13 protein-coding genes are annotated in these 11,363 nt (G+C 67.5%); 9 read left to right on the top strand and 4 right to left on the bottom strand.

What is annotated here, in order from left to right; translation table 11 throughout:
• Nucleotides 1-14: 14 nt before the first annotated feature.
• Together V2L32_RS11745 and V2L32_RS11740 are read left to right on the top strand one after the other, a co-directional pair.
• Nucleotides 15-746 (top strand): NAD(P)/FAD-dependent oxidoreductase, encoded by a 732-nt coding sequence (locus tag V2L32_RS11745; protein ID WP_331232582.1) that lies wholly within the window; start codon nt 15-17, stop codon nt 744-746.
• A 223-nt stretch (nt 747-969) separates the two neighbouring features.
• Nucleotides 970-1,164, top strand: a complete 195-nt coding sequence (locus V2L32_RS11740) for a cold-shock protein (RefSeq protein ID WP_331232581.1) — start codon at nt 970-972, stop codon at nt 1,162-1,164.
• Nucleotides 1,165-1,242: 78 nt separating this feature from the next.
• Here the strand turns inward: V2L32_RS11740 and V2L32_RS11735 are convergent, their stop codons facing one another.
• Both V2L32_RS11735 and V2L32_RS11730 read right to left on the bottom strand, forming a co-directional pair.
• The gene (locus V2L32_RS11735; RefSeq protein ID WP_331232580.1) at nt 1,243-1,530 is read right to left on the bottom strand and encodes a translation initiation factor eIF-1A; all 288 of its coding nucleotides are present in this window, start codon (nt 1,528-1,530) and stop codon (nt 1,243-1,245) included.
• A 181-nt stretch (nt 1,531-1,711) separates the two neighbouring features.
• Nucleotides 1,712-2,107, bottom strand: coding sequence for a hypothetical protein (locus V2L32_RS11730; protein ID WP_331232579.1), 396 nt, complete (start codon nt 2,105-2,107; stop codon nt 1,712-1,714).
• A gap of 286 nt (nt 2,108-2,393) precedes the next feature.
• Here V2L32_RS11730 and V2L32_RS11725 point away from each other — a divergent pair, with 286 nt between their 5' ends.
• Nucleotides 2,394-4,586, top strand: coding sequence for a WD40/YVTN/BNR-like repeat-containing protein (locus V2L32_RS11725; protein WP_331232577.1), 2,193 nt, complete (start codon nt 2,394-2,396; stop codon nt 4,584-4,586).
• Nucleotides 4,587-4,808: 222 nt separating this feature from the next.
• Here the strand turns inward: V2L32_RS11725 and V2L32_RS11720 are convergent, their stop codons facing one another.
• A complete protein-coding gene (locus V2L32_RS11720) occupies nt 4,809-5,651 on the bottom strand; it encodes an alpha/beta fold hydrolase (protein WP_331232576.1) in 843 nt (280 codons plus the stop codon).
• Nucleotides 5,652-6,175: 524 nt separating this feature from the next.
• On the opposite strand from V2L32_RS11720, the gene V2L32_RS11715 reads away from it, so the two are divergent.
• Entirely contained in the window at nt 6,176-6,580 is a 405-nt protein-coding gene (locus tag V2L32_RS11715; protein ID WP_331232575.1) for a VOC family protein, read from the top strand.
• A gap of 83 nt (nt 6,581-6,663) precedes the next feature.
• On the opposite strand, the gene V2L32_RS11710 is transcribed toward V2L32_RS11715, so the two are convergent.
• Nucleotides 6,664-7,716, bottom strand: coding sequence for a CHRD domain-containing protein (locus tag V2L32_RS11710; RefSeq protein ID WP_331232574.1), 1,053 nt, complete (start codon nt 7,714-7,716; stop codon nt 6,664-6,666).
• A gap of 203 nt (nt 7,717-7,919) precedes the next feature.
• Between V2L32_RS11710 and coaBC the strand changes: the two genes are divergently transcribed.
• Genes coaBC through V2L32_RS11685 form a run of 5 tightly spaced genes read left to right on the top strand, consistent with a single transcriptional unit; the run spans nt 7,920 to nt 11,358 of the window.
• On the top strand, nt 7,920-9,107 hold the full coding sequence (coaBC, locus tag V2L32_RS11705) for a bifunctional phosphopantothenoylcysteine decarboxylase/phosphopantothenate--cysteine ligase CoaBC (protein WP_331232573.1): 1,188 nt from the start codon (nt 7,920-7,922) through the stop codon (nt 9,105-9,107).
• Nucleotides 9,108-9,165: 58 nt separating this feature from the next.
• Complete coding sequence (locus tag V2L32_RS11700) at nt 9,166-10,215, top strand: monovalent cation/H+ antiporter subunit E (protein WP_331232572.1); 1,050 nt, start codon at nt 9,166-9,168, stop codon at nt 10,213-10,215.
• Complete coding sequence (locus V2L32_RS11695; protein WP_331232571.1) at nt 10,215-10,487, top strand: cation:proton antiporter; 273 nt, start codon at nt 10,215-10,217, stop codon at nt 10,485-10,487. The genes V2L32_RS11700 and V2L32_RS11695 overlap by 1 nt, the downstream gene beginning before the upstream one ends.
• Nucleotides 10,484-10,825, top strand: a complete 342-nt coding sequence (gene mnhG / locus V2L32_RS11690) for a monovalent cation/H(+) antiporter subunit G (protein ID WP_331232570.1) — start codon at nt 10,484-10,486, stop codon at nt 10,823-10,825. The genes V2L32_RS11695 and mnhG overlap by 4 nt, the downstream gene beginning before the upstream one ends.
• Nucleotides 10,822-11,358: a DUF4040 domain-containing protein gene (locus V2L32_RS11685; RefSeq protein ID WP_331232569.1), complete on the top strand. Its 537-nt coding sequence runs from the start codon at nt 10,822-10,824 to the stop codon at nt 11,356-11,358. The genes mnhG and V2L32_RS11685 overlap by 4 nt, the downstream gene beginning before the upstream one ends.
• Nucleotides 11,359-11,363 lie beyond the last annotated feature (5 nt).

The following is an 11,363-nucleotide window of genomic DNA, read 5'->3' as shown; positions in this document are numbered from 1 at the left end:
CCCGAGGGGAGGGTATGGACGACGAGACGGAGGACGTGCTGATCGTCGGTGGCGGCGTCGCGGGGCTCACCGCAGGTATTTTCACCGCGCGCGCGGGGATCGACACGCTGATCGTGGACGACGGCGAGTCGATCCTCCGCCGGAACGCCCACCTGGAGAACTACCCCGGCTTCCCGATGGGGATCGACCCGCGGCTCTTCCTCGAGATGACCCGCGCGCAGGCCGAGGGGGCGGGCTGTTCGTTCCACGAGGGTCGGATCACCCAGCTCGACGACGGGGAGGGGTTCACCGCGGTCTGCGAGGACGGGACGACGCTGGAGGCGACCTACGTGATCGTCGCCTCCTGGTCGGACTCGAGCTACCTGGAGGCGCTCGACGTCGACCTCGACCGACGGGGGAACAAGGGGTTCGTCGAGACCGATGCCGACGGGAGGACGACGCCCGAGGGGCTCTACGCCGCCGGGCGCATGGCGAAGGAGTACCACCAGACGGTCATCGCGGCGGGCCACGGCGCGTCGGTCGCGCTGACGCTGATCCACGACTCTGACGTCCACTTCTACAACGACTGGGTCGTCCCCGAGGGCTACTTCACCGACCGTGGGATCGACGTTCCACCGGGAATCGAGGAGATCGACGACGACGAACGTCGGGCGCGCGCCGAAACGGCCAGGGAGGCGATGTGCGAGTGGCTCGCCGAAGCCCACGACGAGGAGCCGACGCCACACCCGAGCCTCGCCGACGACTGAGAGGGACCATCGTAGCCACCCGGGTCTCTCAGGTAGATATCTCACTGGTGTTGTTCGATCTGCGATCGAGGGACTACGACCTCCTACGATCCCTACGAACCGCCCGTCCAGTGGCGCCTTTCGCGTCTCACTGCCGTCTGCGGTCCCGCTCGACGCCGCCGGGTGCCACGATAGCCCGACCCGCGGAAGCCTTATTACCCTGGCTCATCTCCCTTGAGTTGCAATGGCGAAAGGCAAGGTTGATTTCTTCAACGACACAGGCGGCTACGGTTTCATCTCGACGGACGACGCGGACGACGACGTGTTCTTCCACATGGAAGACGTGGGCGGCCCCGACCTCGAAGAGGGAACGGAAGTAGAGTTCGACATCGAGCAGGCCCCGAAGGGCCCGCGCGCGACGAACGTCCAGCGCCAGTAGGCGCCGCGTTCGACGCCCGATAACCGACAGACTCACCGATTTTTCCGCAGGCTACACGACCAGCGACGGCGCTCGTCGTTACAGCGAGACGTGGCCGTCGCTCCGGAGACGCTCCGCGTTCCGGTCGGTGTAGCGCCAGACGATCTCGGCTTTCTCGCTCTCCCAGCCCCACGGCTCGACCAGCACGAGATCCCCCTCGCGGATCCAGACCCGGTTTCTGAGCCGGACGGGCACCTTCCCGGTCCGCTCGATCCGATCGGCACAGCGAAGCCTCGCGTGCCCACCGTCCCGGATCTCGGTGACTAACGCGAACTGCTGCGTGTCGGTGGGGAGTCGAAGCTCCGTCGACGGCGATTCCTCGGACACGGCTCTGGCTGTGCGATCCAGTGGCATAAGCTATGTCCCTCTCGCGGCCCGGTCCTCCGGGCCGAACCGCGGTGCGCTCCCTGATACTGACTGCCCTCCGTCCGTTCCGGTACCAGCCTCTCCGAGCGAGCGGACCACAGGGACAGCAGTCCGTACGACCCTACGGGACTCCTCGGCCCGTTCAGGGCTCTCTCGGGTGGTCCTCGTCGTCGTCGAACTCCACGTCGATCCGGTGGACCGACCCGTCGTCCGCCCCGCCCTGACCACCGCGTGCGCCGCCGACCGGGAGCTTCGTCCGGATGTCCTTGGCGAACGACTGGACCTGGTCCCGCAGGGTCTTCACCTCCTCCTCGAACCGCTCGACGGTCCGCTCGACGTAGTGGACCCGCTGTGCGGGGATCCGTCGGACGAGGTCGCGACCGTCCTCGTCCTCGCCCGTCTTGATCAGCCAGTGGTCCTGAAAGTACGCGATGTGCTCGTTCGGGACCTCCTGTTCGACGGTGCCCTCCTCGGGGTGTTCGTACACGATGGTCGCCTCGCCGATGTCCTCGTCGAGTTCGAGATCGTCGTCTCCCATGTCCCCACGTAGCCCGGGCGGACGGGTATAGCCTCGCCCGGCAGACGAACGCGAACCCGTACGGCCCTCCGGAACACCTCACCCGTGACGACGTACCACCTCGCGAACGTGGTCCCCTCCCCCTCGGTCGAGGAAATCGGAGACGTGGGGCCGCTACGGCCGATCCGGTAGACTCGGGAGGACCGGTAGTCGTCTCGGCTGGCCGTGCCGTACGGGAACGTCTCGCATCGCCTTCACGTGCAGGACGCACTTTTCCGGTGGTGGCGGTCCTCATCGCCGGCGAACGATGAATACCGACCGACGGACGTTCATCAAGCTCACCGGCATCGCGGCGGCAAGTACGACGCTGGCGGGGCAGGCGGTCGCCACGGGCGCCGACTGGGCGGACGTGCCGACCCCCACCGATGCGACCCTCTCCGGGGTGGTCGGGACTCGCGAGGGGCCGTACGCCGTCGGCGAAGGGGGTCTGGTCCTCGTCCGACGGACCACCGGCTGGGAGGCGGTCCTCGAGACGGGGCCGACGACCGACGCGAACGAACTGAACGACGTCGCCGCCACCGACGACGGCCGGCACGTCTGGTTCTGTGGTGGCAGCGGCGTCGTCGGGCGGTACGACACCCTCCGGAACGAGGTGACCGACTACTCCGGGCCGAGTCCGGAGGACGAGGAGGGCGAGAAGACGAGTACGTGGACCGCACTGGCGGCGGCCGGGCCCGCGGGCGAAGAGCGCGTCGTGCTCGCGAACGGCTCCGGTGAGGTGCTCCCCGGTGACGTGACGGAGGACGGCGGCGTGGACTGGGGTACGGTCGTCGAACCCGGTGCCGGGACGACGATCAACGGCGTCTCGTTCCTTTCGCGCGATGAGGGGTTCGTCTGTGACTCCGAGGGTGCCGTCTACGAGACGACCGACGGCGGGGCGTCGTGGGAGGGGGTCGGCGTCCAGTCGGCGGAGGAGGAACTGCAGGACCTCGCGGTCGTCGACCAGGACGACGTTTCCGTCGTAGCGAGCAACGGTTTCGTCTACGAGTACGACGGAACCGTCTGGCGGGACTACGACGTCGGCAGCGAGACGGTGTTCGCAGTCTCCAGGGACGGCGAGGACGGCCTCGCGGTCGGCGCGAGCGGCTACATGTACGAACGAACGGTTTCCGACGATGAAGCGGACTGGGAGCGGATCGACCAGCCGAGTGAGGGCGACCTGTTCGGTGTCGATCTCGACACGGTAGGGGAGTTCCCGGACGCGGCCGTCGGGACCGGCGGGACGGCCGTCGAGCGCGGGGACTACACCGCCCTGCCCCAGCGACTCCGGCTCACGAAGGACGTCCCGGCGTCGGTCGACTACGAACTCGAGCTCGTCGAGGGCTGTGAGGTCGAGGTCGAAACGGGCGAGGACGACGCGACCGTCGACGAATGCACCGTGACGGGCACGCTCGGAAACGGCGACGAACACGTCTTCGACCTCGCCGGTCGGATCGTCGACTTCGACGTGACCGGCGGGCCGCTTCCGCAGACGAACGCCGAGTTCGGCGACGACGACTTCGAACTGTTCGACGTCTCGCCGCTGCGGCTCGCCGATCGCACGTGGAACGAGGTCGATTCACCGGTTCAGAGCGCTCTCTACGGCGTGGCTGCGGGAGCCGTCCCGGTCGCCGCCGGCGAGGAGGGTCGGATCCTCCGACGCGAGGACGGCGACTGGTTCGTCGTCAGGGAGGACGGCCCGTCGGGGGGGTCGAACCCGCTCAACGACGCGGCCGCCACGGAGGATGGCGACGCGGTCTGGGTGGCCGGCGGGAGCGGTGCGATCGGCCGCTACGACGTCGGAGAGGACGAACTCGCCGACTACACCGCACCGGAGGTCGAGGGGAGCGACGGCGACGTGGAGGAGAAGACGAGCACCTGGGGGGCCGTCGCTGTCGGCGGCGATGCCGGCGAGGAACGGATCGTCCTGCTCAACGGCTCCGGCGAGGCGCTGCCCGGCGAGTACACCGGTGACGATGTCGAGTGGGGCCAGGTCGTCGAACCCGGCGGGGGTTCCAGCATCGCCGGCGCGTCGTTCCTCCCGGGGAGCGACACCGTCTACGCCTCGGACACGAACTCGGAGGTGTTCCGCAGCGACGACGCCGGCGAGAACTGGGAGACGATCGGCGTCTCCGGCGGCTCCGTCGCGATGAACGACGTCGCAGCCGAGGAGAGCGACGACGTGACCGCCGCGGGCGGCGACGGCTCGGTCTTCCGGTTCAACGGCGCCGTCTGGACGAAGCTCGACGCCGGCGAGGAGGCGCTCTCGGGGATCGACCGCGGGCGCGACCGGGGCGTCGCGGCCGGAGGCAGTGGGACGACGGTCTCGTGGACGCTCTACGGCTGGGACGAGGACGGGACGCCGACGGCGGCCGACCTGCAGGACGTCGTCATCGCGGGTACGGCGCTCGACGTGGCCGTCGGCGAGGACGGTGCGATCCTCGAACGCGGCCGCCGGTAGCGACGGAACCGGCGAGCGGATCTCCGTCGCCGGCCGAACGATCGGCTTTCCACCACGACAGCCTCCTCGACCGTGCGTCGGTTCGGAGTAACGACTCGTTATCCCGGGGAAACCCGCCTACAGACAGCGAACCACGAACGGGGACGGGCCGGTCTCACACGACGGCCGGGACCGTCCGCTCGGCTCGGACGGGGATCGCCATCTCGGTCCGTCTTCACCGCCTCAGTCCGCATTCACCGCTTCGCGTTCCGCGACCCCTCTCACGAACCCGCTCAGGCTCTCGTTGAACTTCTCGGGCTCCTCCCAGAACGGGCTGTGACCGCTCTCGTCGAAGAGCACGAGTTCGGAGTCTGGGATCTGCTCGTGCATCCACTCGCCGAGTGGGCCGGGGAAGACCACGCTCTGCTCGCCGTAACAGAGCAGCGTCGGGAGCGCGAGTTCGGCGAGCTGCTCCCTGAAGTCCATGGGAAAGAAGTCTCTGAGCAGCGACGCCGCGACGGAACTCGGGGTCAGCGTCGTCCGGGCGTACATCTCCGCGAGCTCCTCGTCCGAGCGCGGCTCGCCGAAGAACGCCTGGATGACCGGCTTGGCCGTCTCGGCTCGGTCGGCCTCGATCCCGTCGGCGAGTCCCTCCATCCCCTCCTCGGAGAACTCGCCCATGAGCCCGAACTCCCACTCGTCGTCGGTGAAGAACTTCGGGGTCTGGTCGATCAGCCCGAGCGCCAGCACCCGCTCGTCGCCGACCTCCTCCAGGTAGGTCAGGATGACCGGGACGCCCATCGACCAGCCGACGAGCGTCACGTCCGAGAGGTCGAGTTCCTCCATCAGGAACTCGAGGTCCGCCGCGTAGCCGGACATGCTGTGACCGTCGTCGGTCTTCCCGGAGAGGCCGTGGCCCCGGAGGTCGTAGGTGACGAGGTGGTGGTCGGCCGCGAGCGCGTCGGCATTCTTCTGCCACCAGAACTCCGAGTCGCAGCTCCAGCCGTGGACCAGCACGACCGTCTCGCCCTCGCCGCGTTCGTCGTAGTACAGCGGAACGCCGTCGGCCGTCTCGATGTAAGCCATAGCAAATCTACACGATCGACAATGAGAAATACTTTTTCGCCTGCTCTCCGGAATATCGGGGTCAAACGGCCTGTGGCGAGGGATTGGCGTGTTGCGTGGCGGTGGCCCGGTCGCTCGATTTACGATTTATCCATCCATCAGAAACGGAACGTACCGTCGGTGTACGAATGTCATTCCGTCGCCGTCCGTCCGTTGGCTCCCCGGACTCGTCTCCGAAACAGTCCCGTCGTGGTCGGGAAGCGAGCGCCTCTCTCCGGTGACTGCGTCCAGCGCCTCCGCCCCGTCCTCAATGCGCAACGGTTGGGTTGGTTTCACCCATCGGCTGGTGAACCAGGTGCTCACAACCGCTGCGAATAGAACGGTGGCCGTTCTATCGGGTACGGAGGTCGTTCGGAGGACGTACCGAATAGGGTCCGAGAATAGAGCACGGATGGAATATGCAGGTTCCGACCGGTGTTCGTCCTGGGAAACCGAGGTGACGAGGTGGCAGTAACAGATTTGGTGGTATATGATGACACACTGTCATGGCGTCGATCGGCAACATAACGTTCGCGTGTGACGACCCCGAGACCCTCGCCGAGTTCTGGGCGGGAGCAGTCGACTACGAGCTACAGGAGGCCCCGCCAGAACTCCGTGAGGCCATAGAAGCCGAAGGCGGTGATCTCAACGCAGCCGCTGCGGCCGTCGATCCAGCGGGCCGTGGACCCCGCCTGTTTTTCAAGAAGATGCCACGGTCGTCCCCCGAACACATTCCGATCCACCTCGACCTCGACACCGAGGATCCTGACGCCGAGATCGAGCGGCTGACCGAGTTGGGAGCGACGGTCGTCGAGACGAAAACGGAGACCACCGGCCCCTATACCGAGACCTGGACCGTCATGCGCGATCCCGAAGGAAACGGCTTCTGCGTGCAGTCTCCACATCGATAAGCAGCGCTGTACGCCCGAGTTGGGGTGCTCTTCTGGAATCGGAGCATCGATTCGGCGTTCCGAAAGAACAACACCGAGGGAATCTACGCGAAGAGCGACCGGAGCACGGAGAAGACGAACCGAATGGAGTTCGGCGGGTTGCCGTACTCGTCTTCAAGGACGATGTCCAGGTTCGCGTCCTTGAGAATGATCACGTCTCCCTGCACCAGCCAGACGTTCTGCCCTGTCAGTCCCCAGTAGAGGTTCTCGTCGTCGTCGTTCCCGACCCCGCTATAGACGCTCACTTCCGCACCGGGCTCCAGAACGAACCTGGGGAACTGGAATCGGGGATCGCCACGGCTGTCGACTACACCGGAGTCGAACCGATCTCGGAGGTACCAGCCAGTCATGTCGATCGGGCGGTCGCCCGTGTTTTGGAAGGTGATGTACTCCTCGTCTGGGTTGAACTGACCCACGTTGACGTTCCGCTCCGTTACCGCGATCGAGCCCTGTGCTTCGTCGGCGGTGCTGATCGGCCCCTCATCCGGCTCTTCCTCTGGTTCTTCCTCTTCGTCCGGATCTTCTTCCTCCGGCAGCTCTTCCGGCTCCTCGACCTCTGTCACCTCGGCCTCCTCGTCGGGGACGATCTGTCCCCGGATCTCGCCCGCGGGGTTCTGCTCGGAGTGGATGTTGACGTAGACGTCCTCCTCGCGCATCGCCTCCGCGAGCGATCCGAGGGACTCGCCCTCGAAGTCGCCGACCAGGTCCTCCTCGGTGAGGGTGCCCTCCGCGAGGACGAAGTCGCGTCGGACGCCCTCGAGCAACGTCGGCTCGCGGGTGTCCTGCGGGTAGAGCCACACGACCACCGGCCCGTTCTCCCCCTCGGCACCCAGATGGATATGGCCCTGTGTCACGTTCTGGATACAGTCGATGTACACCTGGAAGTGGACCGCCGAGCCGTCTTCTGCCACCTCGAACGTGGCCCGTCCGCTCGCGTTCGTCTCGACCGGCGGGACCTCCGCCGCGCCCGTCAGCTCCGCGGAGAACGTCTCCGCGTGTCCTTCGGCCGCGGCGCTGCCCGTCGCGAGCATCCCGCCGACGACCGTCGTTCCAACCGCACCGAGTACCGTCCGTCTGTTGACGTGGTTGTCACTCATGGTAGCCTCGTCTCCCACTTCGCCCGGGCCCCATCCCGGTTCGCAGGGGAGTTGTATCAATCATGGTGACTCATTACTTGACCTTAATCTACGGTTAGAAGTTTAGTCCCTGGACGGACGACAGTATTCTCTACCGGAGCGGGTCGGCGAGAGGGGACGACGCGGTAGGCACGTTTAATCCCCCATAGAGAAAATGCCGAGACATGCTCTCGGGAGCCAACGTCGCACTCGGCGTCACGGGGTCGATCGCCGCGGTGAAGGTGGTCGAACTCGCACACGAACTCCGCCGACGCGGCGCGTCGGTGCGGGCCGTGATGAGCCACAGTGCCCGGGGGATCGTCCACCCGTGGGCTGTCGAGTTCGCGACCGGGCACCCGGTGACGACCGAGATAACCGGGAGCGTCGAACACGTCGAGCTCTGTGGCTACGACGGCTGGGCGGACGTCCTCCTGATCGCGCCTGCCACGGCGAACACGGTCGGGAAGATCGCGAGCGCGATCGACGACACGCCCGTGACGACCACCGCGACGACGGCGCTCGGCTCCGGACTCCCGGTCGTGATCGCCCCCGCGATGCACGAGCCGATGTACGACCACCCCGGGGTTCTCGACGCCATCGCCCGGGTCGAGTCCTGGGGCGTCTCGTTCGTCGACCCGAGGATCGAGGAGGGGAAGGCGAAGGTGGCGAGCGAGGACGCGATCTGTCTCGACGTGGCGCGGGCAGTGGGCGACCGACCGCTCGCCGGGAGGGAGGTCGTGATCACGAGCGGGGCGACGGTCGAACCGATAGACCCGGTGCGGGTGCTCACGAATCGGTCGTCCGGGCGGACGGGGAGGCAGGTCGCCCGGGCCTGCTACGTCGTGGGCGCGGACGTGACGCTCGTCCACGGCCCGGTCGGGCCGCACCCCCTCGGTGCCGAGTTCCCGAGACCGGCGTTCGCCGAGGTCCAGGAGGTCGAGTCCGAGGAAGAGATGCGCGAGGCGACGCTCTCGGCGGTCGATGGGGCCGACGCGCTGCTCTCGGTCGCGGCGGTCGGCGACTACGCGGTCGAGACAGCCACGGAGAAGATCCGGTCCGGACAGGAGGGGCTCTCGCTCGACCTCTCGCCCACCCCGAAACTGATCGACGCGGTGCGAGAGCGCCACCCGGACCTGCCGATCGTCGGCTTCAAGGCCGAGACCGGCGGCGACGACGACGACCTGATCGCGACCGCTCGCGAGACGCTCACCCGGGTGGAACTCGCCTTTGTCGTCGCGAACGACGCGAGCGTGATGGGCGCCGAGGACTCGCGGGTCCTGCTCGTGACCGGGGACGACGCGACCGAGTGCGAGGGTACGAAGTGGGCGGTGGGCGAGGCGGTCGCGGCGAAACTCGCCGGAGAACTCGCCTAGCGACCCTGACAGCCGAAGAACGAAATCGTTTTGCGAGGAGTCTTGCTTGTCACGGGTAATGAGCGACCGTGACGGGAGCGAGGGGTCGGGCCACGAACGACTCCTCGTTCCGATATCGAACTCGGTGACGGCCCGGCAGACCGTCGATCACGCCGTCTCCGCCTGTCTCGAGACCGGCGGCGAACTCCACCTGGCGTTCGCGCTCGCCTACGAGGCCGACGTCCCCGAGGGGACGGCCTCCGCCGAGGAGGCCCGGCGCCTACTAGCTCGGGCGGAGGCCTGGGCTGCCGAGGCCTCCGACGACACGCTCACGGTCGAGACCGCCCTGCTCGGAGCCGACGAGTACCTCTTCGGCCCCCGCGACTACGCGGAGGCGATCGAGGCCTACGTCGAGGAGCGTGGGATCGACCGGGTGATCCTCGACCCGGAGTACCGCCCCGGCGCGACCGCGCCGATGCTCCAGCCGCTCGAAGGCCAGCTCACGGCTGCCGGCGTCGAGTGGTCCGAGGCACCCGTCGAGCGCTCGGCCCGTCACGCACGGTTTCTCGGTCCGGGCGGCCGGAGCCGGTTCGTCGGCCTCTTCGCCGTCTCCTATCTCTTCTACCTGATCCTGGGCGATCCGACCTACCCCTTCGACCTGATCACCGGCGCGGCGAGCGCGACGATCGTCGCCGTCACCCTCTCGCAGGTCACGTTCTCGACGCCGCTGCACCCGACGCGAACGCCGGCCCGCGTGCTCCGGGGGATGGTCTACGTCCCGTACCTGCTGTTCGAGATCGTGAAGGCGAACCTGGCGATTTCGCTCGTGATCCTCCGGCCGTCGATGCCGATCGACCCGAAGCTCACGCGGGTCAACGCCGCGGTGCGGAGCGGCCTCCCGCTGATGACGCTCGCGAACAGCATCACGCTCACGCCGGGCACCCTGACGGTGAGAGCGAACGACCAGCGACTCGTCGTCCACACGCTGATCGCAGAGGCGCGAGAGGACCTCTTCGACGGTGGGCTCGAACGCGCGGTCCGGTTCGTCTTCTACGGTCGCGAGGCCGCGACCATCGCCACGCCGAGAGAGCGCGGTGACACGGAGATCCTCCAGGGGGACGATCGCTGATGGTCGTCTCGGAGATCTTCCTGTTCGCCGCCGCGCTGTTCGTCGTCCTCGCCATCGCGATGTTCTACCGGGCGGTCGCCGGGCCGACGGTCCAGGACCGCGTGCTCGCGGTGAACGTCCTCGGGACGAACACGGTGGTGATCCTCGCGCTGCTCGCCGCGGGTCTCGACCAGCCGTGGTTCCTCGACGTCGCGCTGATCTACGCGCTGCTCAACTTCCTGATGGCCGTCGCCATCTCGAAGTTCACCGTCGAGCGGGGGGGTGTGCTGTGATCGAGACGCTCCGGTTCTGGGCGATCATCATCCTCCTCGTCGGGGGGCTGTTCTTCACGTTCGTCTCCGCCGTGGGCGTCCTGCGCCTGCCCGACGTCTACGCCCGCGCGCACACCGCCTCCCAGACCGACACCCTCGGCGCGGGCCTCGCGCTCGCCGCGGTCGCCCTCGCGCTGGGCTGGCAGCACGCGACGGTCTACACCGTGCTGTTGCTCTTTTTCGTCTTCATCACGAACCCGACCGCGGCTCACGCCATCGCCCGGGCCGCCTCGGAGTCGGGGATCGAACCGTGGACTCCCGAGGGCGAGTCGCGAACCGACGGGGGTGAGAAGCGGTGACCCCGCTCGAAGGCACGCTCGTGGTCTTCGTCGTCATCACCGCCGTCGCCACCGCGCTCTTTCGGGACGTACTCTCGGCGATCATCGTATTCGCCGCCTACAGCCTGGGAATGGCGATCCTCTACACGTTCCTCTTAGCACCCGACGTCGCGATGACCGAGGCGGCGATCGGGGCCGGGGTCACCTCGATACTGCTCCTTCTCACCATCGCGAAGACGAGTCGGCCCGCGAGCGACGACCTCTTCGAGGAGATCCACCTTCCCGGGCTGATCGCCGTCGGGGCGCTCGCGCTGGTGTTGCTCTCGACGATCCCCGAGGTCCCCGCCGTGGGCGACCCGGCAGCCCCGGTCTGGTCGAACCCCGAGGTCACCCAGTACTACATCCAGAACACGTGGGCGGACACCGGCGTCCAGAACGCCGTGACGGCGGTGCTCGCGGCCTACCGCGGCTTCGACACCTTCGGCGAGGCGGTCGTCGTCTTCGCCGCCGGGATCGCCACGCTGCTGGTGCTCAACCGGGAGGCGTTCGCCTGATGGCC

The sequence above is a fragment of the Halalkalicoccus sp. CGA53 genome (assembly GCF_036429475.1).
GTDB lineage: Archaea > Halobacteriota > Halobacteria > Halobacteriales > Halalkalicoccaceae > Natronorarus > Natronorarus salvus.
The sequence above is the reverse complement of the archived record's forward strand: the minus strand, read 5'-3'. Positions and strand labels throughout refer to the sequence as shown.